The organism is Shewanella denitrificans OS217 (assembly GCF_000013765.1).
In the GTDB taxonomy this organism is placed as follows: domain Bacteria; phylum Pseudomonadota; class Gammaproteobacteria; order Enterobacterales; family Shewanellaceae; genus Shewanella; species Shewanella denitrificans.
The window spans coordinates 4,454,989-4,475,014 of the sequence record NC_007954.1 but is presented as its reverse complement, the minus strand read 5'-3'; the positions used below and the strand labels follow the sequence as shown (position 1 = coordinate 4,475,014).

General features: G+C 47.3%; 12 protein-coding genes. 5 read left to right on the top strand and 7 right to left on the bottom strand.

Annotation, left to right across the window (positions count from 1 at the left end):
* Window positions 1-44 precede the first annotated feature (44 nt).
* The 4 genes from SDEN_RS19380 to SDEN_RS19365 all read right to left on the bottom strand — a co-directional run bounded on the left by SDEN_RS19380 (window position 45) and on the right by SDEN_RS19365 (window position 8,323).
* On the bottom strand, window positions 45-3,131 hold the full coding sequence (locus SDEN_RS19380; RefSeq protein ID WP_011498136.1) for a serine/threonine protein kinase: 3,087 nt from the start codon (window positions 3,129-3,131) through the stop codon (window positions 45-47).
* A gap of 362 nt (window positions 3,132-3,493) precedes the next feature.
* Window positions 3,494-3,763, bottom strand: coding sequence for a hypothetical protein (locus SDEN_RS19375; protein ID WP_011498135.1), 270 nt, complete (start codon window positions 3,761-3,763; stop codon window positions 3,494-3,496).
* Between the two features lie 203 nt (window positions 3,764-3,966).
* On the bottom strand, window positions 3,967-4,983 hold the full coding sequence (locus tag SDEN_RS19370; protein ID WP_011498134.1) for a response regulator: 1,017 nt from the start codon (window positions 4,981-4,983) through the stop codon (window positions 3,967-3,969).
* On the bottom strand, window positions 4,976-8,323 hold the full coding sequence (locus SDEN_RS19365) for an MHYT domain-containing protein (RefSeq protein ID WP_157599897.1): 3,348 nt from the start codon (window positions 8,321-8,323) through the stop codon (window positions 4,976-4,978). Before SDEN_RS19365 ends, SDEN_RS19370 begins: the two co-directional genes overlap by 8 nt.
* Before the next feature lie 361 nt (window positions 8,324-8,684).
* On the opposite strand from SDEN_RS19365, the gene SDEN_RS19360 reads away from it, so the two are divergent.
* Window positions 8,685-8,996 (top strand): helix-turn-helix domain-containing protein, encoded by a 312-nt coding sequence (locus SDEN_RS19360; protein ID WP_011498132.1) that lies wholly within the window; start codon window positions 8,685-8,687, stop codon window positions 8,994-8,996.
* Here SDEN_RS19360 and SDEN_RS19355 read toward each other — a convergent pair.
* The 3 genes from SDEN_RS19355 to SDEN_RS19345 all read right to left on the bottom strand — a co-directional run bounded on the left by SDEN_RS19355 (window position 8,985) and on the right by SDEN_RS19345 (window position 14,143).
* On the bottom strand, window positions 8,985-10,187 hold the full coding sequence (locus tag SDEN_RS19355; RefSeq protein ID WP_011498131.1) for an IS256-like element ISSde5 family transposase: 1,203 nt from the start codon (window positions 10,185-10,187) through the stop codon (window positions 8,985-8,987). The two genes, SDEN_RS19360 and SDEN_RS19355, sit on opposite strands and share 12 nt — an antisense overlap.
* A gap of 327 nt (window positions 10,188-10,514) precedes the next feature.
* The gene (locus tag SDEN_RS19350; RefSeq protein ID WP_011498130.1) at window positions 10,515-11,372 is read right to left on the bottom strand and encodes an alpha/beta hydrolase; all 858 of its coding nucleotides are present in this window, start codon (window positions 11,370-11,372) and stop codon (window positions 10,515-10,517) included.
* Window positions 11,373-11,452: 80 nt separating this feature from the next.
* On the bottom strand, window positions 11,453-14,143 hold the full coding sequence (locus SDEN_RS19345; protein WP_011498129.1) for a nitrate reductase: 2,691 nt from the start codon (window positions 14,141-14,143) through the stop codon (window positions 11,453-11,455).
* 421 nt (window positions 14,144-14,564) lie between these two features.
* Here SDEN_RS19345 and cobA point away from each other — a divergent pair, with 421 nt between their 5' ends.
* The 4 genes from cobA to SDEN_RS19325 all read left to right on the top strand — a co-directional run bounded on the left by cobA (window position 14,565) and on the right by SDEN_RS19325 (window position 20,025).
* The gene (cobA, locus tag SDEN_RS19340) at window positions 14,565-15,431 is read left to right on the top strand and encodes a uroporphyrinogen-III C-methyltransferase (protein WP_011498128.1); all 867 of its coding nucleotides are present in this window, start codon (window positions 14,565-14,567) and stop codon (window positions 15,429-15,431) included.
* Between the two features lie 67 nt (window positions 15,432-15,498).
* Entirely contained in the window at window positions 15,499-18,072 is a 2,574-nt protein-coding gene (nirB, locus tag SDEN_RS19335) for a nitrite reductase large subunit NirB (protein WP_041405917.1), read from the top strand.
* Between the two features lie 8 nt (window positions 18,073-18,080).
* Window positions 18,081-18,413, top strand: coding sequence for a nitrite reductase small subunit NirD (nirD, locus tag SDEN_RS19330; protein WP_011498126.1), 333 nt, complete (start codon window positions 18,081-18,083; stop codon window positions 18,411-18,413).
* 136 nt (window positions 18,414-18,549) lie between these two features.
* Window positions 18,550-20,025, top strand: coding sequence for a NarK family nitrate/nitrite MFS transporter (locus tag SDEN_RS19325; protein ID WP_011498125.1), 1,476 nt, complete (start codon window positions 18,550-18,552; stop codon window positions 20,023-20,025).
* The last annotated feature ends 1 nt before the right edge of the window (window position 20,026 follow it).

Below are 20,026 nucleotides of genomic sequence, written 5' to 3'. Positions count from 1 at the left end.
AGTCTCAGCGCCTGCTTTGTCGTTTGTTATGTATGGAATTAATATTACTTAAGCTTATAGTGTTTATCGGCACTATTGTCTAACCACTGTAGGAATAATTGTCTGACAGCTGGCAGTAAGTCAACGTTTTCTGCTAGCTGATGTTCGACTCGCTGTCGATCAGCCTCATTTTGGATCATATGAGCCATCACTATGGTCTTGGTCCAGCGATAGGTTTCGTCGTGTTGCATAGCATCACCGAGTGCCTGATTCATTTGCTGCCAGTCGGCGCTGAAATCATCCCAGTGCGTCAGTGCCTGAAAGAGAACCAAGAACACAGACGATGAATAAAAACTCGGCTGACTTTCCAGTATCGACCTTAATTTAATCAAGTCACCAGTTGTCTCTAGACCTAACATTTTTCTGATACCAATAATAGTCGCAACAAAGCCGACAAAATTACGTATCAGTAATTGATTACCTGGAAATTGTTGCAGCAATTGTTCTCGCTTCAAGATTAACTGATCAAATTCAGCCTGCCACTCACGCGTATTTGTAAAATCAGCCAATACCACTCGAGTTTCGAGTTGCAATTCTAAGTCTAATAAGTACGGATGTTGATCATTGATGAGCTTAGTTTTTTCTATTTGTAATCTGGCCACTTCTATTTTTTCATGTATGAATCTTCCTAGAATTAAGTCGATTTTCACAAGATTAATTAGGAAGAAAGACTTATAGTAGTTGGCAACAAAGTTGCTGGGCTCTGTTCTGAGAACGCTTTCGATTATATTTAAGGCTCTATCCAATACGGGCAATCGTGCTTCTGAAGTGAATTTTAACGACATCACATTCAACGTCGATGCGGCGTTAATTAGGCTCCCGCTATGTTGTGGAAAGCGCCGATTGGCCTCAAGGTAGAGTGCTACCGCTTGTTGATAAGCCGCTGCTGCATCCTTGCCTTGGGCATTGTCATAATTTGCTTGTTGACGAATAAGGCTCGCCAACTCATTAAAGTAGAAATAATCTTGATCGACGCTAGGGACCTTAGCAAAAGCCTGCCGTGCCAGAATAAACTCCTTGTCGACGTTAAGATCGTGCCTGATATTGTCTTGGATGATTTCAGTGTAGAGTTGAGCTAATGCAAGCCAGTTATGACTATTGTGTTCATCCATTTTGGAAGCTTGGGTGAGTTTATCTAAGGCCCGCGCAAACCAGAGTTTTGGGTTACCACCAATATCATGCTCAAGACTTCCGATTATTCTGGCGTAATGACTAAACAGCTGTAGTGGCTCAACCTTAGTTTGATCTATCGCGGCTATCTCATCGAACTTAGCCCAAATTGCTTGCCTGTGATCATCGGAGGGAAGTTCGCCGCCTTTAATGGCTGAGCGTGCAAGGAGCAATTCGAGTTCGATTCGTTTAAGTTGGACGGTTTGATCTGAAGGCACGAGTTTGCCGGCCTGAAGATAGGCTTGCTTGGCCGTCAATACATCTTGTTGTAATTCGGCAATATTTTTTCCAGCTTCTATCTGCGCATCCACACTATTAAGCATGATATCACCCAGTAACACCTCATCTTGATAGAACCAGGGCGGTAAGTCAGATGCTGACGACAATAGGGTTAAGGCTTTAGCTGTTTCACCAGAATAGAAGGTGAGCAGGGCTTTAGCGTAGGAGTTTAATGGGCTAATGGATTCTGTATCAGTCAGTAATGCCATGGCGGGCAGTTTGAAGGCGTTATCTAAGGCGTCAATTTTACTGGCTTTAGCCGCCGGGTTTTTGATGTTTTGTGCTTTTCTCAATTGGTGTTGATATTCGGCGCCTAAGCTTAGGGCGAGGTAATAACCGACTTGGGGATCTGAGTGTAACGCTTGGGCTTTTTTCAAATGAAATATGGCGTTATTAAAATCTTGCAAGGTGTAATGTATTCGCCCTATGGCAAAGTGTGCCGCCCCTTGGGTGATAGGCCCTAATGACTCACTCTCACGCATTATCTTATCGGCAACCCTTAACCATTCTTGCTTCTTCTGCTCAATATTGTGCCTAGGCGACATATAGGTGAGCTGGGCATCATATTCTAGGCTTTTAACCTCATCAGTAAATGCTACCAGTGCTTGCTCTCGAATACCTTGTTGCACGGCCTCATAATTATGTTTGATGTAGGCGCCAATAACAGTTAAGACCACCAGCGCGGCGGCTAAAGTGAGCCAGCGATGTTTTTTCAGTTTTGTTAAAAGGTAGTAACTCAGCTGCCCCTTGATGCTGATAGGCTCGCCATTAAGGACGGCATGAATATCCTCACTCAGTACTCGGGCAGAGGGGTAACGCTTATCACTGTCAAAGGCCATGCAATGCTGAATAATCGCTTTTACGTCTAGGGGCAGTGCCTGCCAACGGCCCTGTTCATCGTTAAAGTTTGTCACTTCACCCGGCACTACCAAGGGGGGGACCACGCCCACCAGCGCGTAATAGAGTGTCGCCCCTAAGGAAAAAATATCGGCTCTGCTATCTATGGTCAAGGTTGAGGCTTTGGCTTGTTCTGGCGCCATAAATCTTGGGGTGCCGCCTTTGATAATCCCTTCTGCGACATCACGGGAGTTGAAAGCCAGTCCAAAATCGATCAGTAGCGGCTCATAGCCTTCGGCGTCAGATCTGACAACCAAAATATTGTTTGGCTTAACATCGCGATGAACCACCCCTTTTTGGTGGGCGGCATGAAGTCCGGTGGCCACTTTGGCTACCAATAGCAAAATTTGTTCAACAGAAAGCGATTTGACTAACTTGCCAAAAAGCGCACCATCGGCATATTGCATTACCAAATAAATGCTGCCATTAACTTCGTTAACCTCATAGATGGGGCAAACGTACTTGTGCTCAATAGCCGCCTGGGTGGTCGCTTCCGCTTTTAATAAGGGCAGGTATTCAGGAGAGTTATGCACCAAAAACTTGATGGCGACTTTTCGCGACAATACTGTGTCGGTGGCGTAGAAGACAAGGCCACTGCCTCCTTGGCCCAGTGTAGAGTGAATGACATACTTTTCATCTACAGTAAACGGCGCCTCGCCGGGCGCAGGACTGGCATCGCCATCCTCTGAGTAGAGGCAAGTATCGACTAAGTCAGATGTGGTAAACTGAGTGTGAGAGTTTTTCATAACTGAATGCGTAAAGCGTACTCTTCTTATTTAATCACACGATTTTAACATCCATTGATGAGCAAAAGTACCTTCTTTTATAGACTATTGGTTAACGGGCTGATCACGGTCGATAGTTGTCATTGTGAAACTAAATAGTGTCGTCGCGACCAAATAAAAATGGCAGTTGCGATCCAGAGTTGCAGTTAGTGAAAGAGTCGGGAGGAATTATTTTTTAATATCAGGTTAGGTTTTAAATGTAGCCGTTCTGTGAAGAATCGTCACCCGTTCTGAAATAGCAATACTGCTTAGAACGGGTGAGCTTTATTAATATAAAAACACAGTGGAAATAGAAGCTAAAGCAAACTCACCACTGCTACAGATTATATTTTTGTGATGTTTGTGATGTGCGGGATGCCCTTTAATGGCTGATATATTTCAACAATTGCTTCCCATAACACTTCTGATGGTGGCATAGACGCTTCGCATTTAAAACGATAATTCATTCCCGCAACAACCTGGGTTGAAACCGTCTCTGGCATGTAACTTACACCAACAAAACCCTCCATGGCTTTATTGAAAATTTCTCTTTCAGCAGATGTGATTGCGTTGTAAGCTGTCCAACCACCAACGATAGTTTCATTATTTGACATAACATATTCTCCGGATAAATTTAATTTTATGACTTTTATAAAGTTAAGTATTTATGCTTTATCTTATTTTAAGATGCGGAATAGATTATGATTTAAAAAATAATTAAAACTATTACATGATATTACAGTGAGGGGGCCTCATTTGAATTTAATAACTAAATCACCGAAGTGTTTAGGTACCATTTAAGGCCTTGTTGATCAAATTAACCTTGCTGTGGGTCAACGGCGGCTAATTCGGGCCAACGGGCCATGATGACCAGTATCTTATCCAGCTCTTGTATAAAGAGGCTCACCAGTTTAGGTTCGAAATGGTGACCACTTTGTTCCTTTAGGTATTCTAAGGTTTTGTCCAGCGGCCAAGCTTCTTTATAAGGACGCTTGGTGGTGAGGGCATCAAACACGTCTGCTAGGGCGACTATCCTAGCTGCAATGGGGATTTGCTCACCCTTGAGCCCATGGGGATAACCTGTGCCATCCCATTTTTCATGATGATTTAAGGCGACCTCCTTGGCTAAGCTGAGGAGGGACGAGTCACATTCTCCTATGATTTCTGCGCCAATCAGTGGATGGGTTTTCATTATTTCAAATTCGGCGGCAGTCAGTTTACCGGGCTTAAGCATTATCTCATCTGGAATACCTATCTTGCCCAGATCATGCATGGGGGCCGCATGGAGTAATTCTTCCGCCAGGGATTCACTGAATCCATAGGCCAACGCCAGCACCTGTGAGTAGTGACTCATGCGCATCACGTGCAAGCCTGTTTCATTGTCCTTATATTCGGATGCGCGACCTAGCCGCTGGATAACTTCTAGGCGGGTGCGTTTCAGCTCGTCTGCCTGCACTAAGGAAAGGTGTGTTTTTACCCTGATTTTAACCACTGCAGGTGAGATAGGTTTAGTGATGTAATCTACGGCGCCCAGTTCAAGGCCTTTGGCTTCGTCCATGGCATCTTTAAGCGCTGTGACGAAGATGATGGGGATAGCCTTACTGTCAGCTTCTGCCTTAAGCCACTCGCAGGTCTCAAAGCCTGTCATGTCCGGCATCATTACATCCAATAGAATAAGATCGGGTTTGTCCACCTGAACTAATCGCAGCGCCTCCGCTCCTGATTTGGCAAAGGTGAGTCGATAATCATCCTGCAAGACTTGCTTTAACACTCTCAGGTTAGTGGCTTCATCATCGACCAATAAGAGGTGGGGTTGCAGATTTAACTCATTCATTGGTTTGCTCCCCGTCACGGTTATCTAAGTTCAATTGGTTCAGTAAGGCTAATGCCTGCTCAAATTCAAAGTCATCAAACGCTTGTTCGATTTGCTCGACCCACTGCCTTTGTGATGCAGTACAGTGCTGAGACAGTAGCAATAAACTCTGTTCATCATATTCATTATGCTGCGCCGCTTGGATAAGCTTGTTTACTTGCTCAGTGATGGGCTGGTGAAGAACATCTTCAGAGATCAATTGGGTTGGGCACTGGTTACGCAGTGCAGTAGCCCCAAGCTCTGTAATCGCCTGCACTAAGGTTTGGAATTTGAGCCCATAAGCTGTAATTAAGCTAGTGCATTCGGTTTTATTTTGGTTTTTTGCAGCCTGTTCCAGTTGCTGTAAAAGAGGAGGCAACTGCACTATGGCAAGATTACCACACAGGCCGTTGAGTGCGTGGGCAAGCTGGCGCAAGGTGTCGTAGTCCTGATTTTCCAGCAGACTGATAAAGTGTTCTGTACTCGTTTGATAACGTTCAATAAAGGTATCAAGTTCACGTACGTGAGCTGATATGCTGCCCCAGAGTGTTATTCCTTGCTCTTGATTCAGCTGACTGTCACAGCTGGTTATCTGGGTATTTATGCTTACTTGGGCGGTGATGTTCAATTCCAGCACTCTGGCAATCTCGAAGCACAAGAGGTTGAAGTCCACAGGTTTACTGGCAAAACCGTCCATGCCGGCATTTCTGCTGGCAAGCTTATCCTCGGTTAACACGCTTGCGGTTAAGGCGATAATGGCCAAGGGTGGCGAGTTAGATTTTTGCTCTCTGACTCTTATCTGACGAGTGGCCGACAAACCATCCAATATGGGCATTTGTACATCCATCAAGAGTAGATCGAAGTTCTGATGCTGGGTGGTCTGTACCGCTTGAGCACCGTCAGTGACAGCAGTGACCTTGTGGCCAGCATTTTCAAGCAGAAGCTGCAGCAGATCTAGATTTTGCTGCATATCATCGGCTATCAATATATTCAGAGAGGGAAGCTGGATAGCCTTGCCTTTGCGGGTTTTAATGACAGGTTTTCCAGCTTTCAATGGCAGGATAAACTCGAAGCAGCTGCCTTTACCCAGTTCACTGCTGGCCCAGATCTCACCGCCCATTAAGTTGACCAATTGCTTGCTTATACTTGTCCCGAGTCCAGTGCCACCGAAGCGACGGCTCATGGAAGCATCAGCCTGAGTAAAAGGTTCAAAAATATGCTGAATGCGATCGCTGGCTATGCCTATGCCGGTATCTTGGACGCTGAACAACACTTTGCCATCCTGTGTGGGCTTAATCGAAAGGTGCACTTGGCCTTTTTCGGTGAACTTGACGGCATTGCCGACGATATTCATCAATACTTGGCGCAGTCTGTCTGCCGCACCGTAATAGTATTCAGCTAGCTCTGGCGCTAGGGATAGCTCGATATCCAGTCGCTTTTTACGAGTTTGGATGGATAAGGTTGAGGTGACCATGTCTATCACTTCAGCTAGGGAGAAATCTTGCATCTCGAGCTGTAATTGGCCTTTCTCCAGCTTGGCACTGTCGAGGATATCGTTCAGTAAGTGTAAGAGTGAATTAGCCGAGGCGTTGATTGTGGTGACATATTTACGCTGCGCCGCCACCAAATCAGTGGTCAACATCACATCGCTAAAACCTATGATGGCATTCATTGGGGTGCGAATTTCATGGCTCATATTGGCTAGGAAAGCGCTTTTCGCTTCGGTGGCAAGCTCCGCGGCTTCTTTCGCCTTTTGCAAATCTTGCTCCATTTGCTTGCGGGGAGTGATATCCATGATGAAGCCGTCCATCCACAGCACGCTTCCTTGGGGGTCTTTGACGTAGGTGCCAGTTTCAAGCACCCATCTTATTTCTCCATCGCTTCTTATTATGCGATATTCCAGGCTGAAGGTTTTGTTTTTATCGGCATCAAACTGCAACAGTTCTTGGTGCTCGGGATGATAGAGGTCACAGATGTTCCTCACAGGATTTGGCAGCAGAAAGTCGCTCGCTGGATAACCGGTAATATCGAAGACGGCGTCGCTAACAAACAACATGGGCCAACCTTCGGTATCCAAGCAGCGATAGGCGGCGCCCGGAATATTGCCTATGAGAGAGCGAAACTTTTCTTCATTTTCTTTCAGCTCTCGCTCCATCTTCAAGCGTTGACTGATGTCTGAGATAAAGCCAACAAATACATCTTCATTTGGCAATCTGGCATGACCTATGGCCAGCCTGACTGGCACTGTGTGCCCTAGCTTGTGAAGGGCTGTGACTTCACGAGCATTGCCTATGATGTGGGGTTCATTCGTCGCCAAATAACGGGAGAGATAAGAATCATGGCGGCCCTTATCTGGCTCTGGCATCAGGAGGGAGACATTCTGGCCAATCAGTTGTGCTTTGTCCCAGCCAAGCATGGCGGTAATGGCCTGATTTATACTTGTGATTATGCCTTTGGCATTGATGCTGACAATACCATCGGCGGCAGTTTCCATCATGGCCTCAAGCCGTTGCTCGTTGGCGAAGGCCTTTTGCGACACTTCACGGTATTTGAGGACGAGATTGATGGCTATGACTAAAGCGGTAATGACGATAGTGGTTATGGTCACGCCTGTGGCCAGTAGCCCTGAGCCGATATTGTTAGCTTGTTCTAGTACTACCCCAGGTGGTGGGATGAAACGTGCAGCAGCCATACCCGTATAGTGCATACCCGCTATGGCAAGTCCCATGACTGTACTACTGATGAGGTTCAAGCTGACATTGGACAAGGGCCAGCGGCTATTGCTTAAACCAAAACGGATCCACAGTGCCAGTATGGATAAGGTCACAGCCACTATGATGGACAGGCCAAAAAACCAAGGGTCGTACCTAAGTATGGCGGACATCTGCATCGCCGCCATGCCTGTGTAATGCATAGTGCCTATGCCTGAGCCCACCAGAACACCACCAACAATCAGTTGTAGCGGTTTGATCTTGTCTTTGCTAATGAGGTTTAGTGCAACCCAAGAGGCGGCAATGCTGGGGATCATGGAAATCAAGGTGATCCCTAAGGAATAGTCAACTCGGGTGCAAAGTTCGAAGGCGAGCATGCCAATAAAATGCATGGACCAAACACCACCACCCAAGGCCACGCTACCGGCCGCTAAGGATAAATGGCGACGATAATTGTGTTCCAATAAGCTTGCTTGGCCCGCTATCTGTAGCGCCATAAAGGATGAAAAAATGGCGATGATAAAGGAAAGTGCCACAAGTTTGGGCTCAAAAGAGCCGTAAACTAAGGGGCTGTCAACGGGGTAGCGAAACTGTTCGATGAGCCAGTTCATTAATGGGATCCGCATTCAAAATAAGGATCATAGATTAACATTCTGAAATTGCAGAGTGGAAGCGGAATTTTTTGCTGATAGCAGGCGCTCTTTATCTGTAAGGACATCACTGATGAACCTTTATGAGTGACCTTGGTTATTAAGCAGGTTAGCCTCGTTTAGCTTTGGGGTATTTTTATTGCGTTTGGTTTAGATTAGTCAGCTCGTAGTGGTATGAATACTGGCGATGATGTTAATTTAACAGATTGATTATAAAAGTGACGTCATAGTGACGGCATGATGTCGTCACCGACAGAAACCATTAATAGCCATAATTTTATCGAAACACAGTGAGTTCGAAACCGGGTGAAAGGGACTTAGTATGATAGTGCGCAGACTTAGAGATAAAAAAAATTGGTCACAGGAGCAATTGGCCACGGTTTCAGGCTTAAGCCTGAGAACGATTCAACGAGTTGAGGCTGGTAACAATGCCAGCATGGAAACACTTAAGTCACTCGCCTCTGTTTTTGACGTTGATATTTCAATATTAACAGAGGAAATTACCGTGATAGATAAAAATTCAGCAAGTTGGAAGTCGGAACCTTGGATAGTGAGGTTTTTTCTTTTAGACGTAAAAAGACGTACCCATAGAGGGCGTTCGAAATTCTGTGTCAGGTTAAGTTTAAATTTCTAGCACGCTGTCTAAACGCCCTTCAAAATAAATTGCTAACTGTGATAAACAAAGGCTCCAATTGTGAATGGGCATTGTCCATTTATTCGAGGCGTTCAATATGCCAGCATAAAGTAGCTTCAACAAGCTATTTTCATTGGGAAAAGCCCCTTTGGTTTTGGTTAATTTCCTAAATTGACGGTGTACCGCTTCCACCGCATTGGTGGTGTAAATCACTTTTCTGATGTGCTCTGGATACTTAAAATAGTGCGATAAATTGTGCCACTTACGGCGCCAAGAATTAATAACAAGTGGGTAAGCCTCGCCCCATTTCGCTTCTAGTTCATCTAACGCTAGCTCCGCCGCTTCCTTGCTCACCGCGCGATAAACACACTTTAAATCGGCCATGAACGCCTTCTGGTTTTTCGAGGCGACGTACTTCATTGAGTTGCGAATTTGGTGAATGACGCACAGCTGCGTCTCTGTATTCGGGAAGATACTGGCGATGGCTTCAGGAAACCCCGTCAGGCCATCAACACAGGCAATAAGGATGTCTTTTACGCCGCGATTATTAAGCTCGGTCAGCACAGATAACCAGTAATTAGCCCCTTCATTGTCAGATAAATGCAGGCCGAGTATTTCTTTTTTTCCCTGCATATTAAGGGCTAGCAGGGTGTACACCGCTTTACTGATGTAACGGCCATCTTCTTTGACTTTGTAATGTATCGCATCGAGCCAGACAATCGGGTAGTGGCTGTCGAGTGGGCGCTGTTGCCAGGCTTTAAGCTCAGGAATGAGCTTGTCTGTTATGGCGTTGATGGTCGCACTGGAGACATTAATGCCGTACATCTCCTCGACATGCTGATTGATGTCGCGGTAGCTCATGCCCATGCTGAACATCGATAGCACTTTGCGGTCGATTTCATCGGTGAGCGTGGTTTGGTTCTTCTTGATGAGCTGAGGTTCGAAGGAGCCATTTCTATCGCGAGGCGTTTCTAGCTCAAAGCTGCCTGACAGGTGCTTAATCGTTTTAGCCGTTTTACCATTCTTGCGGTTAGGTTGCTCATCATGAGCCAAGTGCTGCTCAAGTTCGGCTTGAAGCGCCGCTTCGGTAAGTTGTTTAATCAAGGGGCCAAGAATACTGTCTTTGCCTGTGAGGTTTTTACCCGCTTGAAGATCTTTAAGGGCTTGTTCAAAGTTAAAAGGTTGAGTCATGTGTCATTCCTGTTTTTGTACAGTTTACTGAAATGACACAGAATTATGAACACTACCTACCCATATGGTCTATTTGGAATATGGACTGTTATTGATAGGTTTTGTGTCCTGGTTTATGTTTACGCCGCTGGCCATAACGACACCGTTAGCGTTTCTATTTGCCTACTTAAACTCAAGATTAATGGCTTACCTAGATCAACAAGGTCACTGGTAGAGGTTTATTCGCATTATAGCCGTCACCTGAATGTGCTTTTTAATCTAAAAAATGGCAATTGCACTTGGTCCAGTAGCGCTCACTCAGTAGGGCTACTGTAGTTATGTGAGAGGTTACAAATCCTGATAGATCCACCTAAGCCCTTTTGCTAGCCCAACGGGGAAGGTTGAGAAGTGATCTGTGCCGCCCACTATCTCGTCGCTGATCCGCAATCCTTGATAATTGCGCGAGCGCAAACGGGTCAAAAATCGTTGATGGTCATCGACCATATGGTAATTCATCCCATGTTCTGGGGTTTCTAAGGCACCAGTGGCAATGAAAACATTAGCCTTCAATGATTTGTTTTTGGTTGCATATTGCTCTTCGAGGGAAAAAATCAGATCGTTTTTAAACCAGAGTGAAGGGCTAGTTAATACATAGCTGGAAAATAATTCTGGTTTAGTGAGTAGCACCCAAGCGCCGAAAGATGCCCCTAAGGAGTGCCCCGCTAGGATTCTTTTCGTGGGATCGGCGCGATAGTTTTTTTCAACGAAAGTAATGACCTCATCTTCAATGAATTTTAGGAACTCAGGCGCTTGCCCAGTCGTATATTGCTGAATACTGCTGTCATATGCTGGGGTGAGATCGCGAAACCGGCTAAATTGCCCATCGACGCCTAACGCATAAGAAATTCCGACAACGATGGCTCTATCCATGCTTTTGAAATAGGTTACTCCAGTAGCTACTTTAAAGGTATGTGGCGCATCGTTCAGGTACAAAACAGGATACTTTTTAGTTTCATTGCCTTTATCTAGATAATCCAGTGGTACTTTGATGGACAGGATATATTTTCGCCCTAATACGGCCGAGTTTATAGTGAAAGCTTCATAGGGCGTGATTTCAATTGGTCGCTGGATTTTACTTATTTGAGGCTGGGCGTTTAACGGACAAGAAAATAATAAAACTGAAATTAAAAAAGTGAGTCTGTTCATTAAACATCCTTTGTTGTCGTGATTATGTTTTCATCGTGCAAGACTATAACAATAAAGCCAATAAAATAATTCATATAACTCTATGTTGTCACTAGCTCTGCTTGGCTTTCCGTTATCAATTGCTGCAGCTCTCCAACGCAGCTGCCGCAGCCACTGCCGGCCTGTGTGACCTGCGTTAACGTGGCGACATCCTTAATCTCTTGTTGTTTAATTGCGCTACATAGTTGAGTGGCACCCACTTGTTTACAAGCACAGACTATCTTGCCCTTGGCTAAATCACCTTGTGGCTGCGCCGATAGTAGGCTTAAGAAAAGGCTAGCCTGGGGTGTTGTTTGGCTTAGCAGTAAGGTGAACCAGTCATAGTGTTTCAATGTCAGTCGCTGGCTGGCGCTATAGGCGAATTGGATTTTCTCGGCCTTACTGGAAGCAAAACGGTAGACACTATCGTCATCGATATGGGCTTGAATGCGAATATCTTGTTGCCGCGGGCAGAGCCTTTGTAGCCGTTCATTGAGCTCGTCTGCCCTGAGGTCGCTGGCAATAGTGTAGTGAAATCCGCCAGTGATCGTCTGTGTCACCCAATAAGTAAATTCACTTAAATTCAGGGGCGTGCGACTGACAATCAAGGCCTGGCTGTTGAAGTCGCAGCGTTTAAGGCTGACTGGGGTTTGCTTCATCTCGGGCTGACCGGAAATCGCATCCGTAAGATCTAAGGTTAAGCGGGTCACTTTCCCTGCACTTGAGTTGCTGTCGCTCCAGTGTATGGGAGCAAACAGTTGGCCGAGCTTGATATCATTATTAATCTGTACCCTCATTTGTGCTTGGCCTTGAGGGCTGTCTATTTGGACTATGTCCTCGCTACTTAGTGAGCATGCTTGAGCATCCTGCGGGTTTATCAGCAGCAGAGGCTCTCCCTGATGGCTACTGAGTCCGGGTGATAAGCCAGTGCGGGTCATGGTATGCCATTGGTCACGTATACGGCCTGTGTTGAGTATTAAGGGGTAGGCTGAACTCAGCCTTTGTGGGGAGGTAAGGTAGTGCACAGCAATAAACTGCGCCTTAGTGCTTGGGGTAAAAAATTTACCGTCACCGAAAAAGCGCTGCTGCACTGTGTTCGCCTCTTTTTGCAATTGGGTGACAGGCCATTGCTGCGGCGCCATCTCGGCATACTCGGCGTCACTGATATTCGCAAGACCACTAAGATCTAAGTCGTGCTGTTTGTGCTCATGAGCAAGCTGGGTGAGTTTAGCGTGCTCACGAAAAATCTCCCCTTCATGGCGATAGCTAAATGCCGCTTTAAAACCCATCTTCTTCGCGACTTCACTGATTATCCACCAATCGGCACGGGCGGCGCCTGGTGAAGTGGTGAGTCTGCGCTGGCGAGAAATACGTCGCTCAGAGTTAGTCACAGTACCTGACTTTTCAGCCCAGCCCATGGCCGGCAGTTGCACATGGGCTAAGCGGCCGGTATCCGTGTCGGCAATGCAGTCGGAGACCACAACTAAAGGGCAATTTTGCAATGCTGCCTTAATTTTATTGCTGTTAGGCAGGCTGACCACTGGGTTGGTGGCCATGATCCAAATGGCTTTTATCTTGCCACTGCGTATCGCATCAAACATCTCTACCGCCTTTAGCCCAGGTTTTGCGGCAAGTTTTTTGGTTTGCCAAAATTGGCTCAGGAGTTGATGCTCCTCGGGGGAATCAAACTCAAGATGAGCCGCTAAGGTATTGGCAAGGCCGCCCACTTCTCGTCCTCCCATGGCATTGGGCTGGCCTGTGATAGAAAACGGGCAAGCCCCTTCACGGCCAATCTTCCCGGTCGCCAAGTGGCAATTAATAATACTGTTGACCTTATCTGTGCCTTGGCTCGATTGATTCACCCCTTGGGAATAGAGGCTCACCACTTTGTCTGTGCTGCCAAAGAGCTGATAAAAAGCACTTATGTCCGCGACGCTGCAGCCAGTGACTTGGGCTATGTGCTCGATATTGGGCGCATCCAATGCGGCGATAGTGAGTGCTTGAGCAAAACCTTGAGTATTGGCCTCAATAAAGGCGGTGTCAGTGAGTTGCTGCTTGGCAAGATAATTGAGCAAACCATTAAATAGCATGACATCTGTGCCTGGCTTGATGGCGAGGTGCAGGTCGGCACCATGGCAAGAGGCGGTTCTCCTGGGATCTATGACCACCAGCTTACGCTGTGGATATTTGGCTTTTGCGGCTTTAATGCGTTGAAACAGCACCGGATGACACCAGGCTAGGTTAGAGCCGACTAAGACAATCAGCTCGGCATGATCTAAATCTTGATAACAGCCCGGCATAGTATCGGTGCCAAAGGCGCGTTTATGGCCTGCCACCGAAGATGACATGCACAGCCTTGAGTTGGTATCCACATTGGCGCTGCCGATAAAGCCCTTCATCAGTTTATTGGCGAGGTAATAGTCTTCGGTAAGCAGCTGCCCCGATAAGTAAAACGCCACAGAATCAGGCCCATGCTGCTTGATGGTCTCTAAAAAGCCATTGGCAACCTCAGTTAATGCACTATCCCAACTGCAATCCTCGCCATTGACTTTGGGTGTTAGCAATCGTCCTTCGTTGGTGACTGTCTCTCCTAATGCCAGCCCTTTAGAGCAAAGTTTGCCTAGATTTGCCGGATGGCTTGCATCGCCACGGACTTCGATACGGCCATTTGCTAAGGCTTTTGCTTCAATGCCGCAACCCACGCCGCAATAGGCACAGGTGGATTTTATCCAAGGTGTGTCGAAGGTGTGCATTATGGGTTCCTTGTTGGGTTATCCGTTTGGTCGCGATGAGATAGAGGCGATATAGAGAGTCAAGGTAAGTAGCAAGGTTTAGGCCAGTAGCCGAGAGAATGGTGAAAGTTGTTTATATACAGTGGTTTATTGGTAATCTTTACATTTGATAAACCTGAAACCCTAAAGTCTCTCTCCTTCATCGGCTTATTTGGGGCAGGATTGCCCTGAAATGATCAATCACTGCACTAACAAGGTGCGAATGCACAATCCTGATGAGGTTTTTCTCCGCCTTCCTGTTTATGTGAACAAGTTGTTAACTCCAGTTAACTGCATGAATTTAAATCTAAAGAAAATTATTAGACCTGTGATTTCATCAAGTTGGCACTGGCCTTGCTCCACCTTATCCATCAGCTAATCAAGCATGCTAGGGATGTGAGTCATGGATAACGAGCCAATAATCAGCCACTGGACTAAAGCGACCCCAAAATCAACATCTCCCAAATTAGGGCGGGTGAGTTTAGTGGGCGCAGGGCCAGGGGATGCAGACTTACTCACAGTGAAAGCGCTGCGCTGCCTGCAAAATGCAGAGGTGATTATCTATGACAGATTAGTCAGCGAGGCCATTTGCGCATTATTCCCTCCCACGGCATTAGCCCTGTATGTGGGTAAAGCTAAGGGGGAGCACAGCGTGCCTCAAGAAAGCATCAATGACTTGCTGGTGGAAAAAGCTCGCTTGGGATTGAACGTCTGCCGCTTAAAAGGGGGAGATGCCTTTGTGTTTGGCCGTGGCGGCGAAGAAATGCTGGCACTGAAGCAGGCAGGCATTGATGTAGAGGTCATCCCCGGGATCACGGCTGGGGCAGGCTGCACCGCCTATGCGGGGATCCCGTTAACTCATAGAGGCTTATCCCAAGGCTGCACCTTTGTCACAGCCCATGCCGAAAAAGAGCTCGATATCCATTGGCAAAGCCTAGCCCAGTTAAATCACACCTTAGTCTTCTATATGGGGCTTAGCAAAAGTCAGCTAATCAGCGATGAGTTAATGGCGGCGGGCCTGAGTGGCAATACGCCCGCGGCTATCATAGAGCATGGTTGCAGTTCAAGGCAGCGGGTCATCCAAGGTCAACTTAATCATTTAAGCCAGTTGGTGGCAAAACATCAACTGCAGCCACCGAGCTTAATCGTGGTCGGCGAGGTGGTGTCCCTTGCAGACAAACTTGCTTGGTTTAACACGCAAGCTAAGCCAACAGCCTTAAATGAGCAAACATTCGTTGAGCCGATTTCCAAGATGCAGAAGCGGGCTTAAGACTTTTTCACTCTTTGAAGGCATATCGCTTTAAAGACAGGTTTAGGGGGAACCCATGGAGAAACAAATGCAAAAAACAGCAATTTTAGTCGTGGGTAACGGTATGGTAGGCCACAAATTTATCGACAACTTAGTGAGCCAGCCTGAGGCGATGGACAAACTTGCCATCACCACCTTCAGTGAAGAAGCTCAGCTCGCCTACGACAGGGTGCAACTTAGCGGCTATTTTAGTGGCAAAACGGCCCAAGACTTAGCCCTGACTGATGAAGCTTATTATCAGCAGCATGGAGTTAAGTATCTGCTGAACACCAAAATTAGCGCTATATCGCCCAAAACCCGCACTGTGACGGATGCTCATGGCGGGCAAATTCATTATGACAAGCTCATTCTTGCCACTGGCTCTTATCCTTTTGTGCCGCCCATTCCCGGTAACCAGCAGCCCCATTGTTTGGTATATCGCACCATCGGCGATTTAGAAGCCATTAAAGCGTCCAGTAAGCTCAGTAAAAAAGGCGTGGTCATAGGCGGTGGATTATTAGGTTTAGAGGCGGCTAACGCCCTTAAAAACTTAGGCTTAGAAACCCATGTGGTGGAGTTCGCACCGCGCTTAATGGCGATGCAGCTTGATGATGGCGGCGCGAATTTATTAAGGCATCAAATTGAAGCATTAGGGGTTTATGTCCACACCGAAAAAGCGACCAAAGAAATAGTGGCTGGGCAGAATAGCCGTTATCGACTCAACTTTGGTGATGGTGATTACCTAGAAACCGACATGATAGTGTTTTCGGCTGGTATTCGGCCACAGGATGAGTTGGCCCGAGCGGCAGGACTTGAGCTCGGTGAGCGCGGTGGCATAGTGATTAATGACTATTGCCAAACCAGTGATCAAGACATTTATGCCGTGGGGGAATGCGCCTTGTGGCATGGCAAAATTTTCGGTTTAGTAGCGCCGGGTTATGCCATGGCCTCAGTGGCGGCATCGCACATTCTAGGTGGTGAGGCGCGCTTTACTGGCGCGGACATGAGCACGAAATTGAAACTGCTCGGCCTAGATGTTGCCAGTATCGGCGATGCGCACGGGCAAACCCCAGGGGCGCAGTCTTATACCTTCCGTGATGAAGTCGCTCAGGTATATAAGCGTTTAGTAGTGTCGGCAAGCGGGGATAAAGTCTTAGGCGCCGTGCTGGTGGGGGACGTTGAAGCCTATGGTCAGCTATTGCAGATGATGCTTAACGATATTCCTTTGCCCGCCCATCCTTCCACGCTTATTTTACCGAGTATTGCAGGGGACAAACCCAAGGGCTTAGGTGTTGATGCCTTGCCAGCGGCGGCGCAGTTGTGTTCCTGCTTTGATGTGACTAAGGGCGATATAGTCCAAGCGGTTGCCGCTGGCGCGACCGACATGGGCGCTATCAAGTCTTGCACTAAGGCCTCCACGGGTTGCGGCGGTTGCAGCGCGTTAGTCAAACAAGTATTGGACTGCGAACTGGCAGCCCTTGGCCATGAAGTCGACAAGAGCCTGTGCGAACACTTTAGTTATACCCGCCCAGAGCTTGCAGACATAGTGCGTATCAAGCAAATCAAAAGCTTCGATGAGTTGCTTTTAAGCCACGGCAAAGGCCTAGGTTGTGAAGTCTGCAAACCGACTATTGGCTCGATCCTCGCCTCATTCTGGAATGAATACGTACTTGAAGATCAACATATTGGCCTGCAAGACACTAACGATGTGTACCTTGGCAATATGCAAAAAGATGGCAGCTATTCTGTGGTGCCGCGCATCGCAGGTGGGGAGATCACCCCAGATAAACTCATCGTCCTAGGTGAAGTCGCCAAGGAGTTTGACCTCTATACCAAGATCACCGGTGGACAACGCATCGATTTATTCGGCGCCCAGCTCCATGAGTTACCGCTTATTTGGCGCAAGCTGGTGGACGCAGGCTTTGAGACGGGTCATGCCTATGGCAAGTCGGTGCGCACGGTTAAATCCTGCGTTGGTGATAGTTGGTGCCGTTATGGTTTAAAAGACAGCCTAGGTTTTGCCATCGACATAGAGAACCGCTACAAGGGATTGCGCTCACCCCACAAGCTTAAATTTGCCGTCTCTGGCTGCACCCGAGAATGCGCCGAAGCCCAGTCAAAGGATGTGGGCATTATCGCCACTGAATCAGGTTGGAACCTGTTTGTGGGCGGAAATGGCGGCATGCGGCCTCGCCATGCTGAGCTTTTAGCTGTCGATCTCGATGACAAAACCCTGATTCAATACATAGACAGATTCTTGATGTTCTATATCCGCAGCGCTGAGCGTTTGCAACGTACTTCTGTGTGGATAGAAAGCCTAGAGGGCGGTTTAGATTACCTAAAATCTGTGATCATAGATGACAAGTTAGGTCTAGCGGCAGGGCTTGAAGCTGAGATGGCAAACGCCATTAATCAGTATCAGTGTGAGTGGAAAACCACCCTAGAAAGCCCAGATAAACTCAAACGCTTCCAACACTTTATTAATAGTGATCTGAGTGATGCAGGCCAAGTATATCAAAGGAAGCGCCAGCAACGTCATCCCGCTGAACAGGATATTCAAACATCAGGCCGCACATTAGACGGCCAAACATTAGCCATCAAAATATTAGAAATCGTCGACTAGGAGGCAGTATGGAAACTTGGATAGATATTTGTCAGCGCGCAGACATAGTGCCCGGCACCGGAGTATGTGCCTTATTAGGTGAGACGCAAGTGGCCGTGTTTCGCTGCCGCCAAACTGATGCCTTATACGCCATAGATAATTATGACCCCATAGGCCGCGCTCAAGTTTTATCACGAGGGATCATCGGCTGTGTGGCGGGAGAAACTGTGGTGGCATCCCCCCTTTATAAGCAGCACTTTAACTTAACCACCGGCGCCTGTTTGCAATCACCTGAATATCAGCTCAAAACCTATGCCGTGCGCTACCTAGATGATCGAGTGCAGTTATCTAGCATGCCTTAGCTCAATCCACGCTTGTTGGCGCTAGATAAGCGCGCCAATGCTATTAATTAGTGATCAGCAGCCACGGATGATGGCCTAACAACTTGCGCCTTGAAAAAGCCCAAGTGCAACAAAATGAACCCAAAAGGATGCTCCTATGAGTCTTGAAAGCCGCTTTAACCTGTTTTCATTCAGCGGAAAAATGAAGGTGCTGCACTTAAGCTGGATGGCATTTTTTATCACCTTTGCAGTGTGGTTTAACTTTGCTCCCATGCTGCAGTCCGTTAAAGAAAGCCTAGGGTTAACTTCAGAGCAAATTAAAACTTTATTGATCCTCAACGTGGCCTTCACGATTCCTGCAAGGGTTGTGGTTGGCATGCTTACCGACAGGTTCGGCCCTCGATTAGTGTATTCGGCGTTATTAGCTATCTGCGCCTTGCCGTGTTTCGCCTTTGCCCTTGCGGATACCTTTGTTCAAGCGGCTATTGCCAGATTCTTACTGGGCTTTATTGGTGCAGGTTTTGTAGTAGGCATTCGCTTGGTGTCTGAGTGGTTTCCCCATAACGAACTGGGCACGGCTGAAGGTATTTATGGTGGTTGGGGTAATTTTGGCTCGGCGGCTGCGGCTTTTTGTTTACCTGCCTTGGCGCTAGCCTTTGGTGGCGATGATGGCTGGCGCTATGCCACAGGCATAACTGGCTTGATGAGCTTAGGCTTTGCTCTGGTGTTTTATTTTAACGTCGAAGATACCCCCAAGGGGGCAACCTACTTTAAACCTAAAAGCCTTAAGGCCATGGAGGTGACTTCTAAAGGCGACTTCTTGTTACTACTTGTGATGAAACTACCTTTGTACGGCGCCTTGGCATTGCTGGCTTGGAAGCTGTCACCGACTGGGGTTGCGATGCTCAGTGACACCGCTGTTATTAGTGTGTACCTAGGATTAGCCTTGCTGTATTGCTACGAAGTGCTGCAAGTATGGCAAGTAAACAAGATTATTTTTACTGAGCCAGTGGCTGCAATCCATCAATACAAGTTTAAGCAGGTGGCGGTATTGAACGTACTCTACTTTGCGACTTTTGGATCTGAGCTGGCAGTGGTGTCCATGTTGCCGTTATTTTTTGCTGAAACCTTCGAGTTAACCCCAGTTGTTGCGGGCATGGTGGCGTCGGCTTATGCCTTTATGAACTTGATGTCACGCCCAGGTGGCGGCTGGATCTCAGATAAATTTGGCCGTAAACCGACACTGTTAATCCTCACCGCTGGCCTTGCTGCTGGGTACTTTCTCATGGGGCAAGTCAACAGTGATTGGCCTTTGTGGGTTGCCGTTGCTGCAGCGATGGCGTGCTCCTTCTTTGTGCAATCCGGTGAGGGCGCGGTGTTTGCGACTGTGCCCTTAATTAAGCGCCGCATGACAGGGCAAATTGCTGGCATGACCGGAGCCTATGGCAATGTGGGCGCCGTGTGTTACTTAACTGTGCTGTCTTTTGTGGATTACAGCAGCTTTTTCTACGTGATAGCGGCAACGGCGGTGCTGGGATTTTGCGTGCTGTGGTTTATGGAGGAGCCGCAAGGGCAAATGGCAGAAGTGAACCACGATGGCAGCGTGACCTTAATCGATGTCTCGAGTCGTTAGG